Below are 16,244 nucleotides of genomic sequence, written 5' to 3'. Positions count from 1 at the left end.
ATATATAGAAAAATCATAATTTTTAGTCGTCAGGACGGCTACTGAAACACTTGTTGAATGAGGATCGGCCGAATAAGTGTGAATAAGTGTGAAATTCAGCCGAATAAGTAGGTAATCTGGCCAATCGACAAAGAAATAGAGCGGAGTTCATGATTAATCCAGCCACAAGAATGAAGTGGTTGATAAGCGATGGGTAATCCAGCCGTATAAGTTATGCTATTCCTCCAAACTACAAGGAAATAGAGCGGAAGCCATCGATAATTCAGCTAAATGACGATTGACTCAAAACAGGATGAGTTATCTTTTCATCATACATAGCAAATGTTACAATTATTGCAAAAGATCACTTGGAGGAGAACATGAGGATTGGGATAATAGGAGGAGGGGCAATTGGATTATTGGCAGCTTCCAAGCTGAGTGATAACCATCAAATTACGCTATTCACGCACACATCATTACAAGCGGACGAAATCAATAAAAAAGGAATCACCCTGATTGACATGCAGGGTGAGCATAATTATAAAAATATTAATGCGGTATGTATTAATGATTCGGAAGAATTAATTCAAAGACAAGAAATCATCATTCTAACCGTAAAGCAGACCGCTCTCATAAATCTATGGTCTCTACTAGAAGAGAATGCATCTGCAGTTGTCTTTTTACAAAACGGTATGAGCCATTTCGCTCATTTACCTGAATTGCTGGTTTCCACAATCTATACTGGGATTGTTGAGCATGGTGCCATTCGGGAAAATAATCATACGGTTCACCATACAGGAATTGGAATGATAAAAATGGGCTTATATAGAGGAAGGAAGCTGCCGGGTATGGAATATTTGGATACGGATGGTTTTCCGGTGCAATTGCTCCCTGATATCAAATCAATTCATACTGAAAAATTGATTATTAATTCTGTTATAAACCCGTTGACCAGTATATTAGGGGTTCGCAACGGTGAATTAATAAAAAATACATATTACATTAAGCTGTTGAAATCCATCTGTCAGGAGGTTTGTCATTCGTTATTAATTCCGGAAACTGAGCATCAGATTTATTTAGAGAGAGTTATTACAATATGTGGTCGAACAGCTAAGAATACCTCTTCTATGTTAAGGGATCTTCAGTTGGGTAAAAAAACTGAAATAGAGGCAATCCTTGGATATTGTATTCGCGAAGCAGATAAGAATGATATCCCAGCACCTCAATGTAAAATGCTGTTTAATATGGTGCGTGGTATGGAAGAAAGTGAGGAGATGTGAGTGGACAGCTTATTAGCAGGCCTTATCGCTATTTGCGTAATCATGCCAATTATTGTTTATTTGACCGTATATACAATTTCCCGACAGATGCTTAAAAATAACAAAAAGGCAGTCAGGCTTTCTGCCGACGCTACGACGGTTTTTTTGATTATGGCAGTTCATTATGCAATCATCGCTCTTTTTGAACATTCATACTTATGGATTATTTTAATTGTCTTGATTATAATCGCTTCCGCTGTGTTGTTTATGCATTACAAAGTAAGGGAAGAGGTTGACTTGAAAAGAGTTTTCACTGGTTTTTGGAGAGCTTCATTCCTGTTATTCTCTGCCGCCTATTTTTTATTGGCCGCAATTGGGATTCTTGAGAGAATAGTAAAAGTATTTACATAGGCGAGTAGCAATACCTTTTAAAGCTTTCAAAGGGAATGATATACTGTTATATGAATTTGTTCAAAAGGAGACAACCATTGATGATGGAATACATAAAAATGAATCTTCCAGCTATGAATAGTTTTGCATCTGACTATATCAAGGGAAGTATAAATAAATCTTTTGCAGAGTATGATTGGAAGAATGAGAAGCATATTCAAGATCGGGCGGATTGGCTTGATGGTCGAACTTATCCACGAGATGAAATGGCAACCTATATTGAATCCTTCATGAGTAAATATGGAATATCAGAGCAAGTAAAGGAAAATATCGATGCCTTGCGTGAGGATGCTTTAGTAATCGTTGGGGGCCAGCAAGCAGGATTATTGACTGGACCGCTGTATTCTATTCATAAAGTTATCTCGATTATAAAATTGGCAAAGGAACAAAGTGAAAGATTAAATAAAAGGGTAGTCCCAATCTTCTGGATTGCTGGTGAGGATCATGATTACCAAGAGATTAATCATGTTTACGCTGAAGAGGGGCATGAAACTAAAAAAATCGTGTACCCGGAAAAACCTTTATCGAAAAAAATGATATCTGATATTAATATGAATCCGGATATAGCGAAAGATTGGCTGCAGGATGTATTTTCCTTATGGGGAGAGACAGAGCGTACGAACGAATTGCTGGATTGGGCGGAAAAAGCAATTGATCAATCCGAAACCATCACCGATTTTTTCGCTATTCTTATAAATGATCTCTTTAAAATGCATGGTCTCTTAATGGTGGATTCAGGTGACCCAGGCTTTAGGAAGCTGGCTGGGCCTGTCTATCAGCAAATTGCTTATGAAGCAGGAATTAGCAAAGCCGTAATTGAACAGCAAAATCTTTTGAAAAAAAACGGATATAATCCGATTATTGATCTTGATGAACAATGTACGAACTTATTTTACTACGAGCCTTCAACTCTTAACCGGCTGCTGTTGGAACGTGAAGAAGGTTCAAGTGACTTAATTGGGAAGGGAAGCGGAATTAAATTATCACAAATAGAGCTGGATCGTTTACTATCTAAACATCCAGAGTATTTCAGTACAAATGTTGTATCTCGTCCACTTTTACAGGAAAAACTGTTTCCTGTCTTAGGATTTATAGCTGGACCCGGCGAGATTGCCTATTGGAGTGAAATTAAACCTGCGTTTGCCATGACTGGAGAAAAGATGCCACCGATATGGCCTCGACTTTCCTTTACGTTATTGGAAGGAAATATTGAAAGATTATTAGAGGAACTTAATCTTCCCTTGGAAAAAGTTTTGAGAAAAGGTTGTTCAGAGGATAGGGAGTTCTATCTGGAAGAATTGCGTAAACAGGCTCCGGATACATATAGCAGTATAATTAAAAATCTGGAATCTGCTCATCTTACGTGGCAACAAAAAGCGGTTGAATTCGATAAAGGATTGGAACCTCTTTTCGAAAAAAATCGCCACTTGATTAAAGAACAGCTCCTTTTTATGCAGAAAAAGGTGGAGAGCCATTTAGAGAGAAAAAATGAAGAAACGATTGCAAAATACAATCGTGTCGAAAATAGTCTCCATCCGGCAGGCGGCCTGCAGGAAAGAATTCTCAATCCGTTTTACTTTTTCAATCAATATGGGACATTATGGGTCGATTGCCTCTTGGCGGAATCGCTCGAATTTGATGGGTCGCATTATGTCGTAACCATATAAAGATGCTGTAAGAACTTAAGTGGAGATTTGCTTCGTTTGACAATAAATAAAGAGTGAATTATGGAAGCTTTTGTCCAAATAGAACATAAAAAAACAGATAATAATATCTAGAAAAAACTGTCTTAGAAAGGCAGTTTTTTTTGTTTTTCTAGGCTTGGCTGAAATCAATGAATCATAGTCTGAAATTTTATTCAAATATTAAAGTTTTTTTATATAAATTGTGGAGAAAAGTGGGGCGATGTGGTACTCTAAGGTGGAGAAGTGGGGTGAAGGACATGTTCATGGGTGAATACCATCATTCAATTGATTCAAAAGGACGCATAATCATACCTTCTAAATTTCGGGAAAGTTTAGGCGATATGTTTGTAATTACACGCGGCCTTGATCAATGCCTGTTTGGATATCCACTGGATGAATGGTCTCAACTTGAAGAAAAACTAAAAGGCCTTCCACTTACGAAGAAGGATGCAAGAGCATTTACCCGTTTCTTTTTTTCAGGTGCGACTGAATGTGAACTGGATAAACAGGGACGTGTGAACATCCCGGGACCACTTTTAAACTATGGAAAATTGGAAAAAGAATGCGTAGTTTTAGGAGTATCTAACCGGATAGAAATATGGAGTAAATCAATATGGGAAGAATATTTCTCGGAATCAGAAGAATCTTTCTCAGAGATTGCTGAAAATATGATTGGTTTTGATATTTAATGCGCATACTTCCTTTCAGGAAGGTGAAGAAATGTTTAATCATACGACTGTACTATTAAAAGAAGCTGTGGATGGACTGAATATAAAACCTGACGGTATCTATGTTGATTGTACCCTTGGGGGCGCAGGACACAGTGAATTAATTGCGAAGTCTTTATCCGGACAAGGAAGATTAATATCGTTTGACCAGGATGAGACTGCATTAAAGCATGCAGAGAAGAAGCTAGAGCCTTATATGGACAAGGTAACATTAATTAATAGTAATTTTGTTTATTTTGATGAAAAACTCACTGAATTAGGTATTACAAAGATAGACGGTATTCTATACGATCTGGGTGTTTCATCTCCTCAATTTGATACCCCGGAAAGAGGATTCAGCTATAACCATGACGCATTACTTGATATGCGAATGGATCTATCATCTCCTTTAACAGCTTATGATGTAGTGAATAGCTGGACATACGAAGAGTTGGTCCGGATTTTCTTTAGGTACGGTGAGGAAAAGTTTTCGAAACAAATTGCCCGCAAAATCGAACAAGCCAGAGAGATTGGGCCAATTCGTACAACCTTTGATTTGGTAGATATTATTAAGGAAGCTATCCCTGCTCCAGCAAGGCGAAAAGGCGGACATCCCGCTAAGCGAATCTTTCAAGCCATACGAATAGCCGTGAATGATGAACTGAGAGTTTTTGAAGTATCTTTAGAAAAAGTGCTTCCTATGCTCAATAAAGGCGGCAGAATTTCAGTGATTACGTTCCATTCGTTGGAAGATCGGATTTGCAAAAGCTTCTTTAAAGAACATTCGGAATTACCGCCAATGCCACATGGATTGCCGATTATTCCAAAAGAATTCGAGCCGGATTTAAAGTTGATAACCAGAAAACCGATTTTACCGAGTGAAGAAGAAGTGGAAGCGAATAAAAGAGCGCGTTCAGCTAAATTAAGAATAGCAGAAAAGAAATGAATAGATTATGAAAAATTATTTAATGGGAGGGGATAAACTTGAGTAGTTTAGCAAGAAAACTTCAGCAAGAACAGCAACGTCATGTAGGAACAACAACAAAGAAGGTTAAAGTAAAAGGCGGCATTACGATTGGTGAGAAGATTCTATATTTAACGTTCTCATTGTTTATCGCTTTCTTTGCTGTAAAAATCATTTCCGCACAAGCGAATATATACTCAACGAATAATGAAATTATTGCTCTTGAAAGCAAGATAGAGAATCAGGAAAAGCTTAATAAAGATTATGCAGATCAAGTGGCGGAGTTAAGTACATATGACCGAATCTGGCAAAAAGCAAAAGAATTGGGATTAACACTAAAAGATAAAAATGTTAAGGTAGTGCAAGATTAATGAGTAATCGAAAAAGCCGCAATAGGGGAGCAGCACTCTTATTTGTAATATTTGGGCTGCTTTTTTGTGTAGTATTTTTTCGCTTTTTGTATATTCAGTATACTGGTGTTGCCGGTGGACAGGAGCTTGCTGCTAAAGCGCAGGATAAGTATGAAGTCACCCGTACCTTGTCGGCACAAAGAGGAACGATTGTTGACAAAAATGGTGAGGTGCTGGCAAGGGATACGTCAACCTATAAGCTAATTGCCCTCCTTAATTCATCTGTAACTGAAAATCCGAAAAAGCCAAAACATGTTGTAGATAAGGAAGAAACAGCAAGAGTATTGGCTGAGCACATTGATATGGATGAAAGCGAAATATTAAGTCGTTTGAACAAAAAGGGACTTTATCAAACTGAATTTGGTGCTGCTGGACGTGATTTAACCCATCAACAAAAAAATGATATCGAAGGATTAAATTTACCAGGTATTACGTTTGTAAAGGATACGAAGAGATTTTATCCGAATGGAATCTTCTCCTCACATGTAATAGGGTTTGTTGAGAATAATGAAGAAACAGGGAAAACAACTGGAGCGTTAGGGCTAGAAAAAGAATTGGATAAGTATTTACAGGAAGAGGATGGATCTATCAAGTTTGAGGGTGACCTATGGCGAAATATTCTTCCTAATAAAGAGACGGTAGTGAACGAACCTTCGAATGGAGCTTCTGTTCAGCTGACGCTCGATAAAAAAATTCAAATCTTTTTAGAAGACGCAATGTCGGAAGTCAATAAGAAATATAACCCAACTAAAATGATTGGTGTCGTAGCAGATCCAAAGACAGGGAAAATATTGGCTATGTCACAGCGCCCTACTTTTGATTTAAACACAAGGGATGGACTTGCAGATACCTGGCAGAATCTAGCGGTTGAAGAATCTTTTGAGCCAGGTTCTACCATGAAGATTTTTACGTTGGCTGCTGCTGTTGAAGAAGGAGTATTTAATCCTAATGAAAAATATAAATCAGGCATGTTTAAGATTAAAGGTTCTAGACCGATAAGAGACCATAATGGTGGAGCAGGGTGGGGGACGATTAGCTATCTAGAAGGGGTTCAACGTTCTTCAAATGTTGCTTTTGCTAAATTGGCTGATGAAAAAATCGGAACTGAAAAACTTTTAACATACTTTGAAAGCTTTGGTTTTGGTAAAAAAACAGGTATTGATCTCCCGAGTGAAACGACCGGTAAATTTGTTTATAAATATAAATCTGAACAAATCACGACTGCCTTTGGGCAGGGTTCAACTGTTACACCGATCCAAATGATTCAGGCAGCAACTGCCGTCGCAAATGACGGAAAAATGATGAAGCCCTATGTAGTTGAAAAAATTGTGGACTCCAACACGAAAAAAGTATTGAAGGAAACGAAACCTACTGTAGCAGGCAAACCGATTTCCAAGGAAACGGCAGCTGAGGTGCGTGATATATTGGAAACGGTCGTAACCTCTAAACATGGAACCGGTAAGCCATATAAATTGGATGGCTATGATGTTATAGGTAAAACGGGAACGGCTCAGATTCGCAGTCAAACTGGCGCGGGTTACGCTACTGGTCATGAAAATTATTTATTTTCTTTCTTAGGAATGGCACCGAAGGATAATCCTGAGGTTGTAGTATATGTGGCTATTCAACAGCCGAAAATCAGCGCTAGTGAGTCTGGTTCAGCCCCAGTTTCCCAAGTATTTAACTCAGTAATGGAAAATACATTAAAGTACCTAAATATTAAATCAGATAATACAAAGAAAAAATCCACTAGTGAAGTTCCTGAATTAAAAGAAACGAATGTTGAGACTGCTAAGGCGAAGGTTGAAGAGCTTGGCCTGACACCTATTGTTATAGGGAAAGGGATGAGTGTTTCTAAACAATCGCCGAGTGCAGGATCTCAGATTATTCAAGGAGAGAAGGTTCTTCTTCTGACCGATGGCGACTTAACAGTACCTAATTTTTCAGGATGGTCAATTAGGGATGTTATGAAGGCGGCTTCCTTAATGGAGGTGGAGTTAAATACTTCAGGCTCCGGGTATGCTGTTACTCAAAAACCAAAAGCAGGAACAAAATTGAAGGATGATACTTTCCTAGTTGTTCAATTTGAGAATCCTAAAACCATATATGAAAAATCAAAAGAGAATAGTTCAAAAACCAAGGAAGAGGATGTAGAATCCGATTAGATTTATTTCAGAGCCTGATAGCTTTTAAAGCTATCAGGCTCTTTTTTTCTTTTCATAATGTGCATACATAAACCAAAGGGTACAAGCATACAGTGAAAAAGAGTCGTGCATTGGAGGGATGGGCATGAGAGCATCAAATATTACTGTCAGAAAACGATTAATCGCAGCATTGTTGATCGGATTGTTCGTATTTCTGGTAATCATCATCAGACTAGGATATGTTCAGTTTTATTTAGGAGATTTTTTGACGGGCTTAGCTAAAGATTCGTGGAGCAGAAATGTTCCATTTGAGCCAAAACGGGGAGAGATCAAGGACCGTAATGGAGTGGTTTATGCTACTAATAAATCCGCCCCTACTGTTTATATTGTCCCTCGCCAGGTGGTGAATCCAGCGGATACAGCTAAACAAATAGCCTCAGTACTGAATATGAGGACGGATAAAGCTTTTAAACTCATAACCTCAAATACGTCTATCGTAAAGATACCTGAAGGCCGAAAAATCAGCCACAATAAAGCAAAAGAAATTAGAAACTTAGATTTAAAAGGAGTCTATATTGCTGAGGACTCAATTCGTTATTATCCTAAAGGATCTACACTGGCACATGTTCTTGGATTTGCGGGTATCGATAATCAAGGATTGATGGGCCTTGAATTGGCCTATGATGATGAGCTGAAGGGACAAAAAGGGTATGTTAAGTTTTATGCTGATGCAAAAGGAAAACGGATGGAGAATATGGCTGATGACTATAAAGCTCCAGCAAATGGGTATGATTTAAAGCTAACAGTTGACAGCAGAATTCAAACGATTATTGATAGAGAACTGGAAATTGCCGAAGAAACATATAACCCCGATGGTATTGTTGCTATTGCCGTTAATCCTAATACAGGAGAAATACTAGCAATGTCGAGCAGGCCTACATTTGATCCGTCGAATTTTAGAAATGTGGCACCTGAGGTTTATAATCGGAACTTACCTGTATGGAGTACCTATGAGCCAGGTTCTACATTTAAGATTATTACGTTGGCCGCAGCGCTTGAAGAAGGAAAAGTGGATTTGAAAAATGATCATTTTTATGATCCAGGCTATACAAAGGTAGGCGGAGCTAGTTTAAGATGCTGGAAACGGGGGGGACATGGATCTGAAACATTCCTTGAGGTAGTACAGAACTCCTGTAACCCTGGGTTCGTTGAGCTTGGTCAAAGACTCGGAAAAGAAAAATTATTTAATTATATTCATGACTTTGGATTTGGAGAAAAAACGGGTATTGATTTACAGGGAGAGGGGAAAGGGATTTTATTTAATATAAATCGAGTTGGCCCGGTTGAACAGGCAACAACTGCTTTTGGCCAAGGAGTCTCAGTTACACCAATCCAACAGGTGATGGCTGTGTCGGCGGCGATTAACGGCGGAACACTTTATACCCCCTATATCGCAAAAGAAATTGTAAATCCTGTCACAGGTGATACCATCATTAAGAAAACTCCAAAGGCGAAAAGGAATGTTATCTCAAAGGAAACTTCAAAGGAAATTCGTGAAGCTCTTGAAACAGTAGTGGCACAAGGTTCAGGGAAAGGTGCATTTGTTGATGGTTATCGAGTTGGCGGGAAAACCGGTACAGCTCAGAAGGCTCAAAACGGCAGATACCTAGAAAATAATTTCATTGTCTCATTTATCGGGTTTGCACCAGCTGATGATCCGCAATTGGTTGTCTATTTAGCGATTGATAATCCAAAAGGAACGGTTCAATTTGGAGGGGTCGTAGCAGCTCCTATTGTTGGAAGGATCATGAAGGATAGTTTGCCAGCACTTGGTATTGAGCAGCGTAAAAATCAAGTAGAGAAAGAAAAAAACTATTTAGATCCGAGAATGGAAGAAGTTCCTGATTTGATTGGAATGACACTAAAGGATTTGGGTGAGCAATATTCTACCTTCAAAGTAGAAAAGTCTGGGAGCGGAAATCGGATTGTGCAGCAATCACCGCAAGCAGGTGTCAAATTGAAAGAGGGTTCTTCCATCCGAATATATCTGGAAGAGGATGATACAGAGGAATAATAGGTTATAAAAGTGGTGCTGCTTTCAGGATATTTCTGCATAGAATAACAAATTGGCAGCTGATAAAAGTTCTTTTCAGCTGCCTCTTCGTAATCTAAAAAAAGTGTAAGCGGTTATTCTTTTACCTGACTAGAAGATTATATACTTTATTATTTCTAAACGGCTTAAATTACGATACAATAGTGAAGATTGCTTTAAAAAGAAAGGAACAGTTTTATGAAACTCGATGAATTAATCTCTAGAATACCGTTTAAACAGAAACAGGGAGATGGCAACCCTCTTATTTCATCCATTGAGAATGACCACCGCAAGGTAAAGGAAGGCAGCTTGTTTATCTGTATTAAGGGATATACTGTCGACGGCCATGATCTTGCAGAAGAGGCGGTTAGAAATGGAGCAGTCGCTATTGTTGCAGAGAAGCCTCTATCACTCTCTGTACCTGTCGTAATTGTTAAAAGCACACAAAAGTTAATGGCTTTACTGGCTGATTTCTTTTATGGCCACCCTACACAAAAGCTTAATCTAATCGGAATTACCGGAACAAATGGAAAAACAACAATTAGTCATCTGGTAGAAAGAATATTTCAGGATGCAAACTATACAACAGGTTTAATCGGAACCATGTATACGAAGATTGGATCTGAAAAGTTCGAAACAAAAAATACAACACCTGATAGCCTAACCTTACAAAAAACATTTGCAGATATGGTGAACAATCGTGTACATACTGCAGTTATGGAAGTATCTTCGCATGCACTCGATATGGGGCGTGTATTTGGCTGTGATTACGATATTGCTGTTTTTTCAAACTTAACACAGGACCATCTTGATTATCATGGAACAATGGATAATTACCGTTATGCAAAAAGCTTATTATTCTCACGTTTAGGAAATACTTATCAGGATAATAAGCCGAAGTATGCCATTTTAAACGCTGATGATTCAGCATCCATCATGTTTGAAAAATCAACTTCTGCTAGTGTGGTAACATATGGAATTATTCAAAAAGCAGATGTTAGGGCAACTGATATTATTATTACTTCAGAAGGAACAAAATTTACTTTGACAACGCCAGACCATAGCTGTCCAATAACAATCCCGATGATTGGAAAATTCAACGTATACAATTGTCTTGCTGCCATTGCTGTTGGACTTGTTTCAGGTCTTCATATCAAACAGATCTTATCGTCTTTACAGAATATTAAAGGAGTGACGGGGCGTTTTGAGCCGGTCTTCGGAGGACAGGAATTTACAGTTATAGTAGATTATGCACATACACCTGATAGCTTGGAAAATGTTCTGAAGACAATCAATGAGTTTGCTTCTAAAAAAGTATATACGATCGTTGGCTGCGGTGGTGATCGTGATCGTACAAAACGTCCAATTATGGCTCGGGTAGCATGTGAATATAGTTCAAATGCCATATTCACCTCTGATAATCCGAGGAGTGAAGATGCTTTATCCATTCTTTCTGATATGGAAAATGGTGTCGCCGGCTATGATTACAAAGTTATTGCTGATCGTAAGGAAGCAATTTATGATGCCGTGTTTAGTGCTGAACCTGGTGATGTAGTCCTGATTGCAGGAAAAGGTCATGAAAATTATCAAATCATTGGTAAGGAAGTTCTTCATTTTGACGATAAAGAAGTCGCATTAGAAGCAATTGAACAGAAATTAAATTTGAACCGAAGAGACGAAAGGGAGTAGAACCATGCTGGAGCAAGTTTTATTTTTTACTATACTCGTATCATTCTTAATTACGGTTCTTCTCTCCCCTATTTTTATACCGTTCCTAAGACGTTTGAAATTTGGTCAGAGTATTAGAGAAGAAGGACCGAAATCCCATCAGAAAAAAACAGGTACACCTACGATGGGAGGGGTTGTATTCTTACTGTCAATCCTTGTTACAACCCTTGTAATGACTGGTAAATTTAGAGATCCGGGTACTGAAACCTATTTACTGCTATTTGTAACCATCGGTTTTGGTTTACTTGGTTTCCTGGATGATTTTATTAAAATCGTCATGAAGAGAAATCTTGGATTAACATCTAGACAAAAATTGCTTGGGCAAATAGTTATATCTTGTATCTTTTATTTCATTATGAGACAGAGCAATATGTCTACTGAAATTAGTATTCCATTGACTGATTACAGCATTGATTTTGGATGGTTTTACATCTTTATTATTATTTTCTGGTTAGTCGGTTTTTCGAATGCTGTCAATTTAACTGATGGTCTTGATGGGTTGGTATCTGGGGCTTCTGCTATCGCGTTTGGAGCATTTGCTGTATTAGCCTGGGATTTAAAAGAATATGATATTGCTTTATTCTGTGTAGCTGTTGTCGGGGCTGTGTTGGGATTCCTAGTTTTTAACGCTCATCCTGCGAAGGTGTTTATGGGTGATACGGGATCACTTGCCTTAGGTGGAGCTATTGCGACAGTGGCGATATTGCTAAAATTAGAATTACTTCTTGTTATTATTGGCGGTGTTTTTGTTATTGAGACTTTATCCGTTATTATTCAGGTAGCTTCTTTTAAAACGACAGGTAAGCGTGTATTTAAAATGAGTCCATTACACCATCATTATGAATTAAGCGGATGGTCAGAGTGGCGTGTAGTTGTAACGTTTTGGACGGTTGGCTTACTTTTCGCTATTTTAGGAATCTACTTAGAGGTGTGGTTATAATATGAAGCAAATAAATGATTATTTAAGAAAAAAAGTGCTTGTCCTCGGGCTGGCAAAGAGCGGGGTAAGTGCGGCTTCACTTTTGCATAAACTTGGTGCTTTTGTAACTGTAAATGATTTTAAGCCTTTGAATGAAAACCCAGAAGCTCAAGGTTTACTGGAAGAAGGTATTAAGGTCGTTTGCGGTAGCCACCCGATTGAATTATTGGATGAAGGGTTCGAGTTAATCGTAAAAAACCCCGGGATTCCGTATACAAATCCGATGATACAGGAAGCGCTGAAAAAGAATATAGAAATTATTACTGAAGTAGAGCTTGCTTATCGAATATCTGAGGCTCCTTTTATTGGAATAACAGGTACGAATGGAAAAACAACTACGACTACATTGATCTATGAGATGCTTGAACGCGGAGGGAAAAAGCCGCTTATAGCCGGGAATATAGGAACGGTAGCAAGCGGAGTGGCTCAGGAAGCAACGGCGGAGAATGTTATAGTAATTGAATTGTCCTCGTTTCAGTTGATGGGTATTCAAACGTTCAGACCTTATATTTCAGTCTATTTAAATCTATTTGATGCCCATTTGGATTATCATGGGACGAAAGAAGAATATGCATTCGCTAAAGCACAAATAACCAAAAACCAAAAGGATACTGATTTCATAGTGTATAATGCCAGTCAGGCGCCTACCAAAGAGGCGGCAGAGCGTTCAGCTGCTATTTCAGTTCCGTTCAGCACTGAATCCGTGGATGAAACAGGTGCTTACACGAATGACGGATTTATTTGGTTCAGAGATGAAAAGATTATTGCTATAGATGAGGTAGTATTGCCTGGTAAGCATAATCTCGAAAATATTTTGTCCGCTGTTGCTGCTGTTAAATTATATGGTGTAGCAAATGAAGCGATTCAATATGTACTAAAAACATTCAGCGGTGTTAAACATCGTACTCAATTTGTTGCAGAAATAAATGGACGAAAATTTTATAACGATTCCAAAGCAACAAATATTTTGGCTGCGTCAGCCGCTATATCCTCGTTTAAAAGTCCATTAATCCTGTTAGCTGGAGGCTTGGATCGAGGAAATGAATTTGATGAATTAATTCCGCTTCTCACTCATGTTAAGGCAATGATTGTTTTTGGAGAAACAGCTGAAAAATTAACGAAAACTGCACAGGAAGCAGGGATATCTATAATCAAACATGTCGATAATGTAGCTATAGCCGCCAATGAAGCATATAAACTTTCAGAAAGTGGCGATACTATTTTACTTTCACCGGCATGTGCAAGTTGGGATCAATATAAAACTTTTGAAGCCCGGGGAGACATGTTTATGGATGCCGTGCATAAGTTAAAATAGGGAGCTTGTTCAAGAGTCAGTATTTCTCATGAAAGGCACTGCCTAAATGCAATAGAGACGATTTTGAAGTCGTCTCTTTTTGTTAGCATTTATCACGCCCAGGAATACTTCCCTAATTTAAAACAAAGAGGTGCATGGAAGTGCCTGCAAAAAAAACCACTCCTGACTTTATTTTGATCATCGCAATGTTTTCCTTGCTTTCAATAGGGCTAATCATGGTATACAGCGCCAGTGCAATATGGGCTACCTATAAATTTGATGACACCTTTTTCTTTGCAAAGAGACAATTATTATTTGCAGGTGTAGGAATTGTAGCTATGCTGGTTATTATGAATATTGATTATTGGAATTGGAGAAGATGGGCAAAACCTTTAATCATCATTTGTTTTATTTTATTGTTGGTGGTGCTCATCCCGGGAATAGGAACATTAAGAAATGGTTCGAGGAGTTGGATTGGAGTAGGAGCTTTTTCCATTCAGCCTTCTGAATTTATGAAGCTGGCAATGATCGTCTTCCTCGCTAAATTCTTATCTGAAAGACAAAAGTACATAACTTCTTTTAAGAAAGGTTTAGCACCCTCGTTAGGTCTTGTCTTTTTAGCATTTGGGTTAATTATGATGCAGCCTGATCTTGGAACAGGAACTGTAATGGTAGGAACATGTATAGCGATGATTTTTATTGCAGGTGCCAGGATAAGTCACTTCGTCGGTCTTGGAATGCTTGGGGTGGCAGGCTTTGTCGCACTTGTTATATCTGCACCTTACCGGATGAAGAGAATCACATCATTTCTTGACCCTTGGCAGGACCCTCTCGGGAGCGGATTTCAAATCATTCAGTCACTCTATGCTATTGGACCTGGCGGGTTGTTTGGGCTCGGACTGGGCCAAAGCAGACAAAAGTTCTTCTATTTGCCTGAACCGCAAACAGATTTCATCTTTGCGATTCTCTCCGAAGAACTGGGTTTTATAGGTGGTTCACTTGTAATACTTTTATTCTCTCTCCTGTTATGGAGAGGTATCAGAATCGCCCTTGGAGCACCTGATTTATTTGGAGCCTTTTTAGCAGTTGGAATCATCATTATGATTGCCATACAGGTGATGATTAATATTGGTGTTGTGACAGGACTTATGCCGGTTACTGGGATTACATTGCCGTTTTTAAGCTATGGAGGTTCTTCATTGACCTTGATGTTAATGGCGGTTGGTGTATTGCTCAATATAAGCAGGTATTCTAATTATTAGAGTGAAATGAAGCTGATCCATTTAGCTTCTTTTTTTTTACAGATTATCATTATTTAAGTATAATGGTATTTTTAAGTAATATATATAATGAAGAACCTATGTAAACCTGGTTTAGAGTGTAGTAGAATATGGGTAAATCATATAGTTAGTAACATGTATGTTAAGTGAAAGGTGAATCAATCATGAAAATAGTATTAAGTGGTGGAGGTACAGGAGGACATATATACCCTGCACTGGCCATGGCAAGAGAAATTAAGAAGTTAAATCCGGAGGCATCTTTTTTATATATAGGTACCGAAAAAGGATTAGAAAAAGACCTCGTTAGTCGAGAAGGTCTTGATTTTAAAGCTATTGAGATTACAGGATTTAAACGATCTTTAAGCTTAGAAAATGTTAAAACAATATGGCGCTTCTTAAAAGGTGTTTCAAACAGCAAAAAACTATTAAAAGAGTTTAAGCCGGATGTCGTCATCGGGACCGGTGGATATGTATGTGGACCGGTTGTTTATGCAGCGTCCAAAATGAAGATTCCAACGATTATACATGAACAAAATAGTGTGCCAGGTTTAACAAATAAATTTTTAAGTCGATATGTTAATAAAGTGGCTATAAGCTTTGAAGAGGCTCGGCAATATTTCCCGAAGGAAAAAGTGGTCTTTACTGGAAATCCGAGGGGCTCAGAGGTTGTATCACATATTGGCTCAAATGCAATTCAGCAATTGGGCATTAAGAAAGGCATTCCTTCTGTGCTCATATTCGGAGGAAGCCGCGGAGCAAAAGCAATTAATGAAGCTGTTTTAAAAAATGTTGAAGTATTAAAGGATAAACCATACCAAGTGATATATATAACTGGTGACGTTCATTATCAATCTGTAAAAGAAGAGCTTGATTTAGTTGGAACTCCAGATAATGTCATTGTAAAACCATTTATACACAATATGCCGGAAATATTGCCTTCGGTTGATTTGGTTGTATCGCGAGCGGGAGCGACCACTTTGGCTGAATTAACAGCATTGGGAATAGCCAGTATCTTGATTCCAAGTCCTTATGTAACGAATAATCATCAGGAAAAGAATGCACAGGCTTTAGTACAAAAAGGGGCAGCAACCATGATAAAAGAAAGTGAATTGAATGGTAGCACCTTAATTAAAGCGATTGATGAAATAATGCTCGATACAGACAGGATTGAATCTATGAAGAAGTCAGCGAAGCAAATGGGTATACCTGATTCGGCTGAGCGTTTATTAAAAATGATGCAGGATCTGCAGTAAATAAATAGGACTAAATGAAA

The 16,244-nt window shown here is 38.3% G+C and carries 13 protein-coding genes; all 13 read left to right on the top strand.

Translation table 11 applies throughout. The features are described from left to right. Window positions 1–359 precede the first annotated feature (359 nt). The 13 genes from FHY45_RS07475 to murG all read left to right on the top strand — a co-directional run bounded on the left by FHY45_RS07475 (window position 360) and on the right by murG (window position 16,224). Window positions 360–1,259 (top strand): 2-dehydropantoate 2-reductase, encoded by a 900-nt coding sequence (locus tag FHY45_RS07475; RefSeq protein ID WP_139891302.1) that lies wholly within the window; start codon window positions 360–362, stop codon window positions 1,257–1,259. Then, the gene (locus FHY45_RS07470; protein ID WP_077247941.1) at window positions 1,260–1,649 is read left to right on the top strand and encodes a DUF3397 domain-containing protein; all 390 of its coding nucleotides are present in this window, start codon (window positions 1,260–1,262) and stop codon (window positions 1,647–1,649) included. It begins immediately after the preceding gene. A gap of 80 nt (window positions 1,650–1,729) precedes the next feature. Then, on the top strand, window positions 1,730–3,355 hold the full coding sequence (bshC, locus tag FHY45_RS07465; protein ID WP_175354214.1) for a bacillithiol biosynthesis cysteine-adding enzyme BshC: 1,626 nt from the start codon (window positions 1,730–1,732) through the stop codon (window positions 3,353–3,355). 275 nt (window positions 3,356–3,630) lie between these two features. Continuing rightward, on the top strand, window positions 3,631–4,062 hold the full coding sequence (gene mraZ / locus FHY45_RS07460; protein ID WP_066102303.1) for a division/cell wall cluster transcriptional repressor MraZ: 432 nt from the start codon (window positions 3,631–3,633) through the stop codon (window positions 4,060–4,062). A 31-nt stretch (window positions 4,063–4,093) separates the two neighbouring features. Next, on the top strand, window positions 4,094–5,026 hold the full coding sequence (gene rsmH, locus FHY45_RS07455) for a 16S rRNA (cytosine(1402)-N(4))-methyltransferase RsmH (RefSeq protein WP_066102300.1): 933 nt from the start codon (window positions 4,094–4,096) through the stop codon (window positions 5,024–5,026). 38 nt (window positions 5,027–5,064) lie between these two features. Further along, window positions 5,065–5,415, top strand: a complete 351-nt coding sequence (gene ftsL / locus FHY45_RS07450; RefSeq protein WP_066100720.1) for a cell division protein FtsL — start codon at window positions 5,065–5,067, stop codon at window positions 5,413–5,415. After that, complete coding sequence (locus tag FHY45_RS07445) at window positions 5,415–7,619, top strand: penicillin-binding protein (RefSeq protein ID WP_139891301.1); 2,205 nt, start codon at window positions 5,415–5,417, stop codon at window positions 7,617–7,619. The genes ftsL and FHY45_RS07445 overlap by 1 nt, the downstream gene beginning before the upstream one ends. A 124-nt stretch (window positions 7,620–7,743) precedes the next feature. Then, window positions 7,744–9,672 carry a stage V sporulation protein D gene (locus tag FHY45_RS07440; RefSeq protein WP_066100713.1) on the top strand — a complete coding sequence of 643 codons (1,929 nt, stop codon included), beginning with the start codon at window positions 7,744–7,746 and terminating at the stop codon, window positions 9,670–9,672. Between the two features lie 216 nt (window positions 9,673–9,888). Then, window positions 9,889–11,379 carry a UDP-N-acetylmuramoyl-L-alanyl-D-glutamate--2,6-diaminopimelate ligase gene (locus FHY45_RS07435; protein ID WP_139891300.1) on the top strand — a complete coding sequence of 497 codons (1,491 nt, stop codon included), beginning with the start codon at window positions 9,889–9,891 and terminating at the stop codon, window positions 11,377–11,379. Window positions 11,380–11,383: 4 nt separating this feature from the next. After that, a complete protein-coding gene (gene mraY / locus FHY45_RS07430; protein ID WP_066100706.1) occupies window positions 11,384–12,358 on the top strand; it encodes a phospho-N-acetylmuramoyl-pentapeptide-transferase in 975 nt (324 codons plus the stop codon). A 1-nt stretch (window position 12,359) separates the two neighbouring features. Continuing rightward, a complete protein-coding gene (gene murD, locus FHY45_RS07425) occupies window positions 12,360–13,712 on the top strand; it encodes a UDP-N-acetylmuramoyl-L-alanine--D-glutamate ligase (RefSeq protein ID WP_139891299.1) in 1,353 nt (450 codons plus the stop codon). 140 nt (window positions 13,713–13,852) lie between these two features. After that, a complete protein-coding gene (spoVE, locus tag FHY45_RS07420) occupies window positions 13,853–14,953 on the top strand; it encodes a stage V sporulation protein E (protein WP_066102297.1) in 1,101 nt (366 codons plus the stop codon). 182 nt (window positions 14,954–15,135) lie between these two features. Beyond that, complete coding sequence (murG, locus tag FHY45_RS07415; protein ID WP_139891298.1) at window positions 15,136–16,224, top strand: undecaprenyldiphospho-muramoylpentapeptide beta-N-acetylglucosaminyltransferase; 1,089 nt, start codon at window positions 15,136–15,138, stop codon at window positions 16,222–16,224. The last annotated feature ends 20 nt before the right edge of the window (window positions 16,225–16,244 follow it).

The sequence above is a fragment of the Bacillus sp. D386 genome (assembly GCF_006346415.1).
The sequence above is the reverse complement of the archived record's forward strand: the minus strand, read 5'-3'. Positions and strand labels throughout refer to the sequence as shown.

Excerpts from the sequence above, each read along its gene's own strand:
- FHY45_RS07475 (WP_139891302.1), top strand. The coding sequence starts at position 360 with ATGAGGATTGGGATAATAGGAGGAGGGGCAATTGGATTATTGGCAGCT.
- bshC (WP_175354214.1), top strand. The coding sequence starts at position 1,730 with ATGATGGAATACATAAAAATGAATCTTCCAGCTATGAATAGTTTTGCA.
- mraZ (WP_066102303.1), top strand. The coding sequence starts at position 3,631 with ATGTTCATGGGTGAATACCATCATTCAATTGATTCAAAAGGACGCATA.
- rsmH (WP_066102300.1), top strand. The coding sequence starts at position 4,094 with ATGTTTAATCATACGACTGTACTATTAAAAGAAGCTGTGGATGGACTG.
- FHY45_RS07445 (WP_139891301.1), top strand. The coding sequence starts at position 5,415 with ATGAGTAATCGAAAAAGCCGCAATAGGGGAGCAGCACTCTTATTTGTA.
- FHY45_RS07440 (WP_066100713.1), top strand. The coding sequence starts at position 7,744 with ATGAGAGCATCAAATATTACTGTCAGAAAACGATTAATCGCAGCATTG.
- FHY45_RS07435 (WP_139891300.1), top strand. The coding sequence starts at position 9,889 with ATGAAACTCGATGAATTAATCTCTAGAATACCGTTTAAACAGAAACAG.
- mraY (WP_066100706.1), top strand. The coding sequence starts at position 11,384 with ATGCTGGAGCAAGTTTTATTTTTTACTATACTCGTATCATTCTTAATT.
- murD (WP_139891299.1), top strand. The coding sequence starts at position 12,360 with ATGAAGCAAATAAATGATTATTTAAGAAAAAAAGTGCTTGTCCTCGGG.
- murG (WP_139891298.1), top strand. The coding sequence starts at position 15,136 with ATGAAAATAGTATTAAGTGGTGGAGGTACAGGAGGACATATATACCCT.